The organism is Candidatus Bathycorpusculum sp., from assembly GCF_009778815.1.
GTDB classification, from domain to species: Archaea; Thermoproteota; Bathyarchaeia; order Bathyarchaeales; family Bathycorpusculaceae; genus Bathycorpusculum; species Bathycorpusculum hydrogenotrophicum.
Window position 1 is genome coordinate 18,736 of the sequence record NZ_WRFL01000023.1, and the last position, 12,935, is coordinate 31,670.

The window sequence follows — 12,935 nt, forward strand, 5'->3', positions numbered from 1 at the left end:
ACTTGGAACTTATTAATTTAACCACGTGAGAAATGTTGACGTCTTAAGCTCTAAAAACAGCAATGAGGTAGTTTGGAGCTAAAGTTAGATTACTCGTGGGTAGCTTCCTAGGATTTTTACAAATGTTGCGTGTGTTTCTAGGGCTGTTAGTGCTTCGGTGCATCTTTTTTCGGTTCGGTGGCCTTCGAAGTCTAAATAAAAGTTGTATTGCCAAGCGGTGGTTTTGGTGGGTCGGGATTCGATGCGGGTGAGGTTGATGTTTCGGGATGCGAATTCGCCTAGAGCGTGGTAGAGGGTTCCGGGTGCGTGTTTGGCGCTAAAGATGATACTGGTTTTGTCGTCGCCTGTGGGTTGGGCGTCTTGGGTTCCCAGTACTAGAAAGCGGGTATAGTTGGAGGGGTTGTCTGATATGTCGCGGTCGATGATTTTCATGCCGTAGAGGTCGGCGGCTTTTTCAGATGCTATGGCGGCGGCGTTTGGGAGGTTTTGTTCTTTTATGAGTTTGACGGCTCCGGCGGTGTCGTATGCTGGGATGGTTTCCCAGTTGTGTTTTTCGAGATAGAGCCGGCACTGTGCTAGGGCTTGGGGGTGGGAATAAACGGTTTTTATGTCTTGGAGTTGGGTGTTGAGGTTGGTGATTAGGACGTGCGAGAGTTTGATGGCGACTTCGCCGCAGACTTTTAGGTCGTAGGTTAAGAAGAGGTCATAGTTTTGGTTGATGCTGCCCTCGATAGAGTTCTCGATGGGGACTATGCCGTGGGATACTGTGCCGGTTTTGACGGATTCAAAGATGCTTTTGAAGTCTTTGCAGGGCAGGGGTTCGGTTTTAGGGCCGAAGAATTTGTAGACGGCCATTTCGCTGTAGGCGCCGGTTTCGCCTTGGTAGGTTACTTTCATGGGTGGGTGCTGTCCTGTTGTTTTTGGTGGCGGTTTTTTAGGAGGCATTTGTTTATGCCATTTATCATGGCTTCAACTGATGCCATGACGATGTCTTCGCGTGCGGCTCGGGCGCTGACTATGTTGCCGTTTTCGTCTTCGACTTTTATGATGACTTCGGCGACTGCGTTGGATCCGCCGGTTATGGCTTCGAGGCGGTATTCGCTTATGCGGATTTTTTCGAGGTTGTTGGTTAGTTTTTGGATGGCTTTGAGCACGGCATCAACAGGTCCTACGCCGGTTTCTGCGGCAACATATTCTTTGCCATCAAGAGTTAGGCGGACTGAGGCTGTGGGGATGACTTTTATGCCGGTGACGACGGCCATGTCGCATAGGTCGACGATTTTTTGTTCGTCTATGACTTCGCCCATAACTGCTGAGGTGAGGGCTATGAGGTCTGCGTCGGTGACTTGTTTGCCTTTATCGCCTAGGTCTTTGACGCGTTTTAGGATCTCGGTTAGTTGTTCTTCGGTGGGGTTGATGCCGATTTCGCTAAGGGTGGCTTGGATGCCACGTGTGCCTGCTAGTTTGCCGGCGACGAGTTTACGGGTTCGACCGACTAACTCGGGGCTTATGGGTTCAAAGGTTAGAGGTTGTTCAGTTACGCCGCGGGTATGGATGCCGGATTCGTGGGCAAAGGCGTTTTCGCCGACTATGGCTTTGTTGGCCTGTACAGGCATGCCGGTTAATGAAGTGACGAGGCGGCTTGTGCTGTAGAGTAGGCGGGTGTTGATGTTTGTGTGGTATTTGTAGACGACATGGAGGGTGGTGACGACTTCTTCTAGGGCGGCGTTGCCTGCGCGTTCGCCCAGACCGTTGATGGTGGTGTGGATTTGTGAGGCGCCGGCTTCGATGGCGGCTAGGCTGTTGGCAACTGCTAGGCCAAAGTCGTCGTGGCAGTGGATGCTTATGGGTACTGTAACCACGGTTTTTAGATCTGTTATGAGCTGTGCGGTTGTTTTGGGGATCATGATGCCCACAGTATCGGGTACGTTTAGGGTATCCATGCCGGCTGTTTGGGCGGCTTGACAGATTTGTTTAATAAAGGGTAATTCGGAGCGGGTGATGTCCATGGGGGAGAATTCGCATTTAACACCATGCTTCTTTACGTACTCGATGCTGTCTATGGCTGATTCTAGGACTTGTTCGGGGGTGAGGTTGACGGCGTATTTCATCTGGATAGGGGAGGTGGGGACAAACACATGGATTAGGTCTACATCGCAGTCCAGTGCGGCGTCGATGTCTGTGCGTTTGGCACGTGACAATGCGCATATTTCAGAGGTTAAACCTAGTTTGGCGATGTCTTTGACAACCCGTTTTTCACCCTCAGAGCTACTGGGAAAGCCGGCTTCGATAATATCAACGCCTAGTTTGCTTAGCTGCTGAGCAATCTCGATTTTATCATCGGTTGTCAGAGAGACGCCGGGAGTTTGTTCACCATCACGAAGGGTGGTGTCTAGGATTTTGATAGTTCGGGTTTGTTGTTGGGTTGTCATATTATCACCTTATGCGGTTAGGTTTTCAGCTATGGCTTGGGCCATGCTCTCGGTTGTGGCTTTGCCGCCTAGATCGGGAACGACTGGACCGTTTGCTAGGGTTTTAATTACTGCGGCCTCTATGGCTGAGGCGGCTTGGAGGCATTTGGGATCAGTGTAGCGTTCGCCTAGCCAGTCAAGCATCATTTTGGCGGAGAGGATCATAGAGATGGGGTTGGCTATGTGTTTGCCTGCAATATCTGGTGCACAGCCATGAATGGGTTCAAACAGTGCAAAGTTGTCACCAATGTTTGCGCCTGGAGCCATACCTAAACCGCCGATGAGTTGGGCAGCTTCGTCGCTTAGTATGTCGCCAAACATGTTACAGGTGCACACGACATCAAAGTCGTCGGGTTTGCGTATGAGATGCATGGAGGCGGAGTCGACATACATTTCGTTGTATTGGATATCGGGATATTGTTTGGCGGTCTCGGCACAAACGGTTTTGAACAATCCATCGGTTATGCGCATGACGTTTGCTTTGTGAATGGCAGTTACTTTTTTCTTGCCGCTACGTAAGCGTGCGGTTTCAAAAGCTCGTTTGGCTATGCGTTCACAGTTTTTGCGTGTGATGACGCGCAGACAAACAGTGGTATCGGTGCCTATGGTAAATTCGACGCCTTTGTAGACGTCTTCAGTGTTTTCTCGAACAAAGATCATATCGATATTGGGATTGTGGACTGGAACGTTGGGGTAGGCTTTTAGGGGACGTATGTTTGCGTAGAGGTCAAATATTTGACGCAACTTGACAATAACATCTGCTGCTGTTTCTCCCACAGGGCCTTTTAGACAAGCTTGGGATTGAGTGATTGTTTGCAAACTATCAGCGGGTAGGGCGGCGCCGCGTTGTTTTAGGACCAGATCACCTGCATCTGCGGTAATTAGGTCTAATTGTAGGTTGAATTTTTTTTGGGCACCCTCTAAGACCATAAGGGTTGCTTGGGTTAGCTCAGGGCCTATGCCGTCTCCGGGCATAAGCGAGATTTTGTAGGGTGTCATTTTTTGTTCATCCGTTTGTGCAAGTTCTCAATCAAGCCACCGTCGGAGAGAATTTCCATAATAAAGGATGGCAACATGGTTCCTTGCAGGGTTTGTTTGTTGGTTTGGTTTTGGATTTTACCCGTTTCTAAATCTATTGTGATGGTGTCGCCTGTTTTTACGACGCTGGAGATGTTTTTGCATTCAATGACGGGCAGGCCGATGTTTATGCTGTTGCGGTAGAATATGCGTGCAAAGGATTCGGCTATGACACATTTAACACCTGCATATTTGAGTGCTAAAGGTGCTTGTTCTCGGCTTGAGCCGCAACCAAAGTTTTTGCCGCCAATTAGGACCACGCCGTCTTTGGCTTTGTTGACAAAGTCTGTGTCTAGGCTCTCAAGGGCGTGCTTTCCTAATTCGTAGGGATCCACCAATACTAGGTATTTGCCTGGTAGGATGACATCGGTGTCGATGTTGTTGCCAAATACGATGGCGTTTGCTTTGATTTTGCTCTCCATTTAGGCTTTAACCTCCAAGGGGCTAATGATTCGTCCAGCTATGGCTGAGGCGGCTACGGTTGCAGGGGATGCCAGGTAGACATTGGCTTGGGTGCTACCCATGCGGCCTATAAAGTTGCGGTTACTGGATGCTACACAGGTTTCGCCGGCGGCTAACAATCCGATGTGTCCGCCTAAGCAGGGGCCGCATGCGCTGCCACAGACAATAGCGCCTGCGTCGGTGAAGATTTGAAGCAGGCCTTCTTGGTTGGCTTGGCTCCAGACTTCTTGGGAGGCGGGAATGATAAGTGCGCGAACGCCAGCTTTGACTTTTTTGCCCTTCATGACTTTAGCGGCCATTTGCAAATCTTCTAGGCGGCCATTTGTGCAACTGCCGATAAAGGCTTGATCGATGGGTATGTTGCCGATCTCGGATATGGGTTTGACGTTGTCTACTGAGCTGGGGCAGGCGATTTGGGGTTCGAGTTTAGAAACATCAAAGTCTACTATGCGCTCATATTGGGCATCAGGGTCGCTTTGCAGTTGGTTTAGGTTGGGCATTTTTTTGACTCGACCTGCTAGGAACTCGGTTGTTGTTTCGTCGGGTGCGATTATGCCGTTTTTGGCGCCCATCTCAACCGCCATGTTGCACAGGGTCATGCGTCCTGCTATGCTCATGGCTTTGATGGTTGGGCCGCTAAATTCGGTTGCGCGATAAATTGCGCCATCGACACCTAGGGTTCCAATTATGTTTAGTATGAGGTCTTTGGGGTAGACGTGTTTTTTGAATTTGCCTTTGATGTCTAGTTTGATGGTTGGGGGGACTTTGAACCAGATTTTACCGGTTGCCATGACTGCGGCGGCTTCGGTGCTGCCAATTCCTGTGGCAAAGGAGCCAAAGGCTCCGTAGGTGCAGGTGTGGCTGTCTGAGCCTACAATGACTGCGCCGGGAATGACATGGCCTTTTTCGGGCATGACTTGGTGGCAGACTCCTCCTCGGCCTACATCGTAGAAGGTGAGGTTTTGGTCTTTGGCAAATCTACGCATGGTTTTGTGCAACTCGGCTGCTTTGATGGACTCTGCGGGAACTTGATGGTCAAGTATCACTACTATTTTGTTGTTGTCCCATACTTTTTGGACGCCTATTTTGTTGAAGGCTTCCACGGCTAAAGGTCCAGTTAAATCGTGCGTCATGACCATATCGACGTTGGCATCGACGATCTCGTCTGGGTGCACGGCTTTTTTGCCTGCGGCCTTTGCCAAGATTTTTTCGGTTATGTTCATTTCTTCCTCTTCCTTATTAGTAAGTAAACGTATAATTTGGGCAATTGCCTAAGAACCGACAATTAAGCATTTCCGCACTATTAAAGCGGTTTATTCGTCGATTCTTATTGATTTTATGCCCCGTCCTAGCGCTGTTATGCCTGTTCTGGCGAGTTCAAGGATCTCAAAGGTGTGCATCAAGTTTAGGAATGCATCGATTTTATCAGGGGTTCCTGTGATTTCCACCATTAAACTATCGGTAGCGACATCCACGATTCTGCCGCGGAAAACCTCCACCAAGTTTATGATATCGCTACGTTCTTTGGCGTCTTTAACGGCTACCTTGATTAAGGAAAGTTCGCGCATAACTAGATGATCGTGTTCGAGTTCAGCCACTTTGAGCACATCGATTTGTTTGGCGAGTTGTTTTACCACTTGATCCACAGTTTTCTCATCGCCATGAACGGTTATGGTCATACGTGCGCTATCGATCTCTACGCTGGGCCCAACTGTGATGCTTTCGATGTTAAAGTTGCGGCGGCGGAACAAGTTGGCAATCATGTGCAGTACACCTGGCTTGTTTTCAACTATGACGGATATGACTTTGGTTTTTCCTACTTCCATTAGTAGTCACCTCTTTGTTGGGGTAGTCCGCAACCCGGCGGCACAAATGGAACCACATCAGTTTCTGAGCTGATTGGTACATCGATAACAGTTGTAACGTGGCTACTTAGGGCTTGTTTAACTGCTTTTTGGAATTCTTCGATGCTCTGGGCACGGATACCTTGGGCGCCATAGGCTTCGGCTAGTTTGACCATATCGGGGGTTTTGCCCAAGTTGACTGCCATGTAGCGGCGGTCATAGAGGGCACGTTGCCACTGAGCAACCATACCCAATACACTGTTGTTTAAAACGATAACCACCACGGGGATGTGTTCGCTGACACTGCAGGCTAATTCTTGCTCAGACATTATAAAGCTACCATCGCCTGCGATGTCTACAACAGGGCGATCTGGACAGGCTACTTTGGCGCCTATGGCTGCTGGGAAGCCAAAGCCCATGGTTCCAAGGCCGCCGCTACTAATGAAGGTGCGGGGTTTTAGGGCTTTGAAGTAGAGCGCAGACCACATTTGGTTTTGGCCCACTTCGGTTGTGACAATACCGTTCTCAGGTAGTAACTCACGCAGAGCCATCAGCAGGTGCTTGGGAACAACATCACGTGGGCGGTCCTTTAGTAGAGGGCTGAGTTGTTCTTTGACTTCTTTGACCCGCTTAGTCCAGGTGGGGCCTTCGCCTTTGGATAGTTTGGTTTTAGTGGCAACTATGAGGGCTTGCATGCTTTTCTTAGCATCAGCAACAATGGGCACATCGACCTCGATGTTTTTGTTGATCTCGGCGTTGTCGATTTCTATGTGGATTTTTTTAGCATCCGGAGCAAAGGCACTTAGAGTGGCGGTTGCGCGGTCACCAAATCGGGTGCCCACAGCTAAGAGTACATCGGCTTCGCCTATGATGCGGTTTGCTGCGGGGTTGCCATGCATACCAATACAGCCCAAAGAGAGTGGATGTACCTCGGGAAATACGCCTTTGCCCATAAAGGTGGTTGCAACTGGTGCCATCAATAAATCTGACATTGCAACCAACTCATCTGATGCATCAGCGTTTATGGCTCCGCCGCCAGCTAAAATGATGGGGCGCTCGGCTTTTGCTAGTAGCTCGGCGGCTTGGCTGATTTTTTGGGGTTTGGGCTCGGTTATGAGTTGGTAGCCACGTATGTTGATTTTGTTGGTAAATTCAACCTCGTCGATGCCTGTTTGGATGTTTTTGGGCAAATCAATGAGAACCGGACCCGGCCTGCCGGTAGAGGCTATGTGAAAGGCGTTGTTGACCATCTGGGGGATCTCAGAGATGTTTCGGGGTTGGTAACTATATTTAGTGACCGCGGTAACTATGCTAATTATATCGGCTTCTTGGAAAGCATCTCGGCCAATCATATAGCTGGTGTCGACCCCAGATGTGGGAACCTGCCCGGTTAGTGCAACGATAGGAATTGAGTCCATATAGGCATCGGCTAAGCCTGTTACAAGATTGGTAGCACCCGGGCCGCTTGTTGCCATGCATACACCGACTTTGCCGCTGGCTTTTGCATAGCCTTCGGCTTCATGAGCCGCGCATTGTTCATGACGGGCAAGTATGTGACGGACTTTTGGGTGACTGCAGAGTTCATCATAAACGGGAAGAATCGCGCCGCCCAAGATGCCAAAGATTACATCAACATTATGTTTCTCAAGGGATTCTAGTAGTGCTTGTGCACCGCTCATTTTAGTCATATTACACATGGTCTCCTGTAGGTTGAGGTTTATACTCTCGACTGACAAAAAATTGCATTGAAAACCCGGATGATTCAGAGGACTTACTGGGCAATTTAGTAGAAGTGTACCCGACGATCCCAGCTATTGAGGTGACAATCCCTCATGTTCATACCTCTAATCTCCAGTTTACAAAATCTAAGAGAATTTAACATAAAAAGATTTTGGTATCAACCCCTATGAAACGTTTCCCAAAATTATTTCACTATCCGATCGGGTTGATTTGAGGTCTTTAGGGTTTGAGTTTTTCTGCTGTGATGGCTCTGAGAAACACTCTAAGACCAGCAGACGACCCATAAACGACCAGTTTGCCGTCGGTTTGCAACTTTACCTGCAGATCTTGTTGCTCAGCTAACTGCTCAATTCGCTTAGCAGTCAAAGCACCCACGGGTTCAATACGGATCCATTGCTGATCTTTGGGAACACCCACCACAAACTGATTCTGAACCACCTCAGCCACCACTGAGGGTTCTGTGTTGGCTTTCTCAAGCTGCTTAATCCAGCCCTCAACCTTGTCCTCGCCGAACCTTTTTTGACCCTCAGCCACCAAATAAGCCTCCACATCAACAAAAAGCACCTCAGCTTTCTGCAAAGCATCGCCACCGCCCGCCATACAGGATAGTTCTATCATAGATTTGGCGGCTCGCAAATCCTCCACCAATCTGAGTGGGATAGCTACACCTGATTTTTTGAGTTCAAGCATCATATCTTCAAGAAGCTTCCAAGATGCCAGACTACGGCTCATAACTTTGCCTCTGTTAAAGGTTAGAGGCTATTAGTATTAAGGTTTAGGAGCAGAGCTTTGTTTTGTTAAGCGTAGGTTTTTGGTATTGTCTTTTGGTTCTAAGAGTTCGCGTACAAGACCATATTGGCGCTGATAGATATGGCAGTTTTTTGAGTGGAAAATCAGTTTACCGGTCTTTAACTCTAATCCGCTACGTTCATTTATCTCAGATACAAACGCCTCGTTGAAAAGCTGCAACCCCGCAATGTTAGCCGGTAAACCACCGTAGGCATCCCAGCTACGGAAATAACAAGTAAGATGCATCTGGCCATCAAGAATTTCAGTATCAATTAAACTAAGGCAAGGTGGTTCGCTTTTGTCACCGTTATCAGTATACTTGAATATGTCTTGGGGGCGTCTAATAACTAGAGTAATTTGGCGGTCCTGTTGTTCCTGCACATGACGTTTGATGGCTTCTTCAACCTGGTCAACAGGATCTTTTAGCCGACTGCCATAGGTGTAGACTTCATCTTCACGCATCTCGCCACACCAGAGGTACTCCAAAGCATAACCCTGTACATACTTGAAGTCACAGGGTGCTTTATCGCTGACCAAGGGACGGTTTTCAGGGTGGGTAATTTCGATGGTTAGGTTGAGTTTTTTGGTTTCAGTTTCTTCGGAGCCAAAACCTACGTGGAATATGTCGCCTTCTCTCCAAATAGCGCTTAGCGCTTTAAACCAGGCATCAGGACAGTCAAATGCAGTTATTTGTATGTGCTTCAAATGAGGTTCCCCAGAGCAGTGTTACTTAGCAGTCATGCCTTTAATTATCTTTGGTTAACCTATTGGATAAGTCTATTTTACTTCAATGATAACATCATCGAGTTTATCACTGATCCAAACCCATTAACCTCAATGTCATAATGTACTCCAAAAGTATATGTGCCTGGCTCCTCAAATTCAAACAACCAATCATACGCCATTCTATCGTTCGGTTCCAAAATTTGCCTATACGCAAACAAATGCCAAACGGAGGTGACAACGATTAAGATTTTATGCTTAATTTTAATTCGTTTTCACCTTGTTTTGGGAATAACTTGAAAAGATGTTTTTAGGTTTCGGTTAAAAAGGACTATCCATTCTGCGCATATAGGCGCAATTACTAGGCGTTAATTTTTTTTATATTAAGAAAGGAAGGGGATGATTAGTAGGGCATTCCGCCCATACCAGGCATGCCGCCCATACCACCCATTCCTGGTGGCATTGGGGGTGCTTTGCCGCCGGTGCCTTTGATGCTGATTAGGTCATCGATTTTGAGTATCATGTTAGTGGCTTCGGTGGCTGATTTGATGACTTGTTGTTTAACGCGGAGGGGTTCGACGATCATTTTGGGTTTCATGTCTACGATTTTGCCTGTGGTGACGTCTATGCCAAAGTTTTTGCTGTCTGCTTTTTCGTGTTGGGAGCGTAGGGCAACGATGATATCGATGGGGTCAAGGCCTGCGTTTTCTGCTAGGGTAGTGGGGATTTCTTCGATGGCTTCTGCGAAGGCTTCTATGGCGAGTTGTTCTCTGCCGCCGACTTTAACGGCGAAGGTTTTGAGTGCTTTGGAGAGCTCAGCTTCGGGTGCGCCGCCGCCTGCGACGATTTTACAGTCTTCGATGACATTGCGTACAACGCATAGACCGTCGTGGAGGCTACGTTCAGCTTCGTCGATGACGTGATTAGATGCACCGCGGATAACAATGGTTACTGCTTTGGGGTTTTTGGCGTCTCGGACGTAGAGGAGTTTGTCGTCGCCGATTTTGACTTCTTCGACGCGTTTGGCTTTGCCTAGTACGTCTGCTGCGAGTTCTTTGACTGAGGCAACGATTTGGGCGCCGGTTGCTTTGGCGAGTTTTTCCATGTCGCTGCTGCTGACGCTTTTAACTGCGATTATGCCGGCTTTGCCTAGGAAGTGAAGGGCCATATCATCAATGCCTTTTTCGCAAAAGATGACATTGGCACCGGAGTTGGTGACTGAGGAGACCATGTCTTTTAGCATACGTTCTTCTTCGTCGAGGAATAATTTCATCTGGTCGGGGCTTTCGATGTTGATTTTTGCGTCAAACTCGGTTTTTTCGATTTCGAGTTTGGCGTTGAGCAGAGCGATTTTTGCACCATCGACAATTTTTGGCATGCCGCTACTGGCGATTTCTTTGTCTAGAACCATGCCTTTGACGAGTTCGGTTTCGTTGAGACTTTGACCGTGTTTTTTGATGATTTTAATAAGGTCAATGTCTGCGATGTATTTACTGTCGACTTTCTCAGAGACCTGTTTTACGGAGTCGACAATGATTTTTGCATAGTGATCTTCAGCTACGTTGATGTTTTTGCTTGATATGCTGGTGATTGCGACTTCTTTGAGAGTTTTCTCATCTTCAAAGGCTATGGACATGGCGATGGTTTGGAGGATTTCTTGGGCTTTTTCGCTTGCTTTTTTGTAGCCCTCGATGATAACTGTGGGGTGAATGTTTTTGTCAAGAAGCGCTTCAGCTTTTGCAAGCAATTCACCTGAGAGTATGACAGCTGTTGTTGTTCCGTCGCCAACTTCTTTATCTTGGGCCTTGGCAACTTCAACAAGCATCTTTGCTGCGGGATGCTGTACGTCGAGTTCTTTCATGATGGTTGCGCCGTCGTTGGTTATGGCAACATCGCCCATACCGCTGACCAGCATCTTGTCCATGCCGCAGGGTCCAAGGGTGGTTTTCACTGCTTCAGCAACGATTTTAGCAGCCATAATGTTATTTTTTTGTGCTTCGCGGCCAGTGCTTCTGCCTGTACCTTCCTTCAATACTAGAACTGGAATGTTTCCACCTTGTGACATAAATTTCACCAATTTTCAATTTCTTAAGTAATTAAACTGGAATTCAAAATCAAACATTTAAATATAAATTTTTCTCAGCAACCCCGCTTTGCCTGTCGTAATTTTTATGCTCTTTACGGCATTAGCACATTTAATCCCACATAACTCTGCTTAGAAAGCCAGCACAGATTTCCGATGACACAATATAGGAGCATACTACGATAATGACTGTGTAGAAAACACTGGATATAAGACTATATTGTATTCACTGTTCCTGACACGCCGTTTAAGGCGCCAGGATATAGTTCACAAACCATACTCCAATCAACCGTCTTGGTTAGATCATTTTTATGAAATATACCATAGTGATACGAGGGTAGAAAACCCAAGTTTCTATAAATTTTGGGATCGCCGCATAGAAATACGGCTCCAAACCCCATGTGTTTAGCTCGGCTTAGAGCCTCATTTACCATAGCGCGGGCTATACCATGTCGAAAATAATTGGGATGAACACAAATAGGAGAGAGCAACAACTCAATACGTTCGCCCCGTGGTGTGGTAATCGGGGTTTTGTATAGAACGATTTGTCCGATGATTTGCTGTCCATCATCGTTTTGGGCAACCAAAGACAATTCAGGCACAAAAACATCTTTTTCACGTTCATTCAAATAATCCGGCACCGCTCCATCATCATTAGAAACCGTTGCAAAAGATATTTTCACAAGTCGATATACTTCAGCATAATCCAAACGAGTTTCCTGACGAATTATCAACACCACCACCATTTCCACTCAAAGATAAAGGCCTCAGAACATATCCAGCGCATTTTTGATATGTTTTGTACCATAGCGCATCACAATCTTTGTTTCAGTTTTGTTACTTTTGCCCCCATAACAGAAGGCAATAGTGATATAAACAGCGCATCCTGTGCTTTTATAACAACACTATAAGAGGCCGCTGTATGAACATAAACGTTAAATCCAATTTACACAACCACTGTAGTGGAAAAGTTTTGTTTTGTGTTGCCGTACTATTTGTGATGGTATTGGTTTTGGCTCCGTTTGTCGCTGAGTTTAGTAACAACATTTCACCGTTTGTGTCAGGAGCCACTGATAAGGTGATCAGCAATGAAGTTGAACTTAGAAATGCTGTTAAAAACGCCGCAGGATCCAGCGTCATCGCCCTTGATAAGGACATCACACTCACAGAGCCGCTTGTTATTCCTGCAAAGAAAGATGTCACATTAACAAGCAACAATGACAATGATAAATTTTTCAAGTTAATTGGCGCAAATAACCAAACCACCATCATGGTTAATGACGGGGGAGCGTTGACGCTCGCTGGAATTGTAGTAACTCATAATTCAGGCTCTACAGGCAGGGGGGTAACTGTTAATCAGGGGGGTAAACTCACAATGTCTATGGGCATAATCGCCGGCAATATAATTCCTTCTGAAAGAATCTTTGTGGGCGATAAGGATCGAGAGGACGGGGGAGGTGTGTACAATTGTGGCAGTTTTAGTATGTCAGGCGGTCTGATTGCTAACAACACAGCAGCACATGGCGGTGGTGTTCATGTGTCTCATTGGGGTTCTTTTAGATTATCTGGTGGCTGTATTATCAACAATGAAGCGTACTATACGGGTGCTGGTGTGGAAGTAGAATACTGCTTTGACCGCATTATAAATAAGTGTTGATTGTATATGTTAACACGTGCTTAGTTATGAATAAAAAGTACAGTGTTAACTTGACCAAAGATGAGCGTTGGATAATTTTTGAGACAATT

12 protein-coding genes are annotated in these 12,935 nt (G+C 47.0%); 1 reads left to right on the top strand and 11 read right to left on the bottom strand.

Annotated features, from left to right (window positions below):
* Positions 1 to 84 precede the first annotated feature (84 nt).
* From pheA to FWF39_RS06155, 11 genes are all read right to left on the bottom strand, one after another.
* Positions 85 to 897 carry a prephenate dehydratase gene (pheA, locus tag FWF39_RS06105; protein ID WP_343382556.1) on the bottom strand — a complete coding sequence of 271 codons (813 nt, stop codon included), beginning with the start codon at positions 895 to 897 and terminating at the stop codon, positions 85 to 87.
* Complete coding sequence (locus FWF39_RS06110) at positions 894 to 2,432, bottom strand: 2-isopropylmalate synthase (RefSeq protein ID WP_343382557.1); 1,539 nt, start codon at positions 2,430 to 2,432, stop codon at positions 894 to 896. The genes pheA and FWF39_RS06110 overlap by 4 nt, the downstream gene beginning before the upstream one ends.
* A gap of 9 nt (positions 2,433 to 2,441) precedes the next feature.
* Positions 2,442 to 3,470, bottom strand: a complete 1,029-nt coding sequence (locus FWF39_RS06115; protein ID WP_343382558.1) for an isocitrate/isopropylmalate dehydrogenase family protein — start codon at positions 3,468 to 3,470, stop codon at positions 2,442 to 2,444.
* Positions 3,467 to 3,970: a 3-isopropylmalate dehydratase small subunit gene (locus tag FWF39_RS06120; protein ID WP_343382559.1), complete on the bottom strand. Its 504-nt coding sequence runs from the start codon at positions 3,968 to 3,970 to the stop codon at positions 3,467 to 3,469. Before FWF39_RS06120 ends, FWF39_RS06115 begins: the two co-directional genes overlap by 4 nt.
* A complete protein-coding gene (locus tag FWF39_RS06125) occupies positions 3,971 to 5,233 on the bottom strand; it encodes a 3-isopropylmalate dehydratase large subunit (protein ID WP_343382560.1) in 1,263 nt (420 codons plus the stop codon). It lies immediately after the preceding gene.
* Between the two features lie 90 nt (positions 5,234 to 5,323).
* Positions 5,324 to 5,836: an acetolactate synthase small subunit gene (gene ilvN / locus FWF39_RS06130; protein ID WP_343382561.1), complete on the bottom strand. Its 513-nt coding sequence runs from the start codon at positions 5,834 to 5,836 to the stop codon at positions 5,324 to 5,326.
* Positions 5,836 to 7,542, bottom strand: a complete 1,707-nt coding sequence (ilvB, locus tag FWF39_RS06135) for a biosynthetic-type acetolactate synthase large subunit (RefSeq protein ID WP_343382562.1) — start codon at positions 7,540 to 7,542, stop codon at positions 5,836 to 5,838. The genes ilvN and ilvB overlap by 1 nt, the downstream gene beginning before the upstream one ends.
* Positions 7,543 to 7,813: 271 nt before the next feature.
* Positions 7,814 to 8,326 (bottom strand): DUF2096 family protein, encoded by a 513-nt coding sequence (locus FWF39_RS06140; protein ID WP_343382563.1) that lies wholly within the window; start codon positions 8,324 to 8,326, stop codon positions 7,814 to 7,816.
* A 36-nt stretch (positions 8,327 to 8,362) separates the two neighbouring features.
* Positions 8,363 to 9,088 carry a thymidylate synthase gene (locus FWF39_RS06145; RefSeq protein WP_343382564.1) on the bottom strand — a complete coding sequence of 242 codons (726 nt, stop codon included), beginning with the start codon at positions 9,086 to 9,088 and terminating at the stop codon, positions 8,363 to 8,365.
* Between the two features lie 421 nt (positions 9,089 to 9,509).
* Complete coding sequence (thsB, locus tag FWF39_RS06150; RefSeq protein ID WP_343382565.1) at positions 9,510 to 11,171, bottom strand: thermosome subunit beta; 1,662 nt, start codon at positions 11,169 to 11,171, stop codon at positions 9,510 to 9,512.
* Positions 11,172 to 11,404: 233 nt separating this feature from the next.
* The gene (locus FWF39_RS06155; protein WP_343382568.1) at positions 11,405 to 11,935 is read right to left on the bottom strand and encodes an N-acetyltransferase; all 531 of its coding nucleotides are present in this window, start codon (positions 11,933 to 11,935) and stop codon (positions 11,405 to 11,407) included.
* A gap of 266 nt (positions 11,936 to 12,201) precedes the next feature.
* Here FWF39_RS06155 and FWF39_RS06160 point away from each other — a divergent pair, with 266 nt between their 5' ends.
* Positions 12,202 to 12,846, top strand: coding sequence for a hypothetical protein (locus tag FWF39_RS06160; RefSeq protein ID WP_343382566.1), 645 nt, complete (start codon positions 12,202 to 12,204; stop codon positions 12,844 to 12,846).
* Positions 12,847 to 12,935: the final 89 nt, after the last annotated feature.

Bases quoted from the DNA above. Each gene is read 5' to 3' on its own strand.
- pheA (WP_343382556.1), bottom strand. From the start codon at position 897: ATGAAAGTAACCTACCAAGGCGAAACCGGCGCCTACAGCGAAATGGCC.
- FWF39_RS06110 (WP_343382557.1), bottom strand. From the start codon at position 2,432: ATGACAACCCAACAACAAACCCGAACTATCAAAATCCTAGACACCACC.
- FWF39_RS06115 (WP_343382558.1), bottom strand. From the start codon at position 3,470: ATGACACCCTACAAAATCTCGCTTATGCCCGGAGACGGCATAGGCCCT.
- FWF39_RS06120 (WP_343382559.1), bottom strand. From the start codon at position 3,970: ATGGAGAGCAAAATCAAAGCAAACGCCATCGTATTTGGCAACAACATC.
- FWF39_RS06125 (WP_343382560.1), bottom strand. From the start codon at position 5,233: ATGAACATAACCGAAAAAATCTTGGCAAAGGCCGCAGGCAAAAAAGCC.
- ilvN (WP_343382561.1), bottom strand. From the start codon at position 5,836: ATGGAAGTAGGAAAAACCAAAGTCATATCCGTCATAGTTGAAAACAAG.
- ilvB (WP_343382562.1), bottom strand. From the start codon at position 7,542: ATGACTAAAATGAGCGGTGCACAAGCACTACTAGAATCCCTTGAGAAA.
- FWF39_RS06140 (WP_343382563.1), bottom strand. From the start codon at position 8,326: ATGAGCCGTAGTCTGGCATCTTGGAAGCTTCTTGAAGATATGATGCTT.
- thsB (WP_343382565.1), bottom strand. From the start codon at position 11,171: ATGTCACAAGGTGGAAACATTCCAGTTCTAGTATTGAAGGAAGGTACA.
- FWF39_RS06155 (WP_343382568.1), bottom strand. From the start codon at position 11,935: ATGGTGGTGGTGTTGATAATTCGTCAGGAAACTCGTTTGGATTATGCT.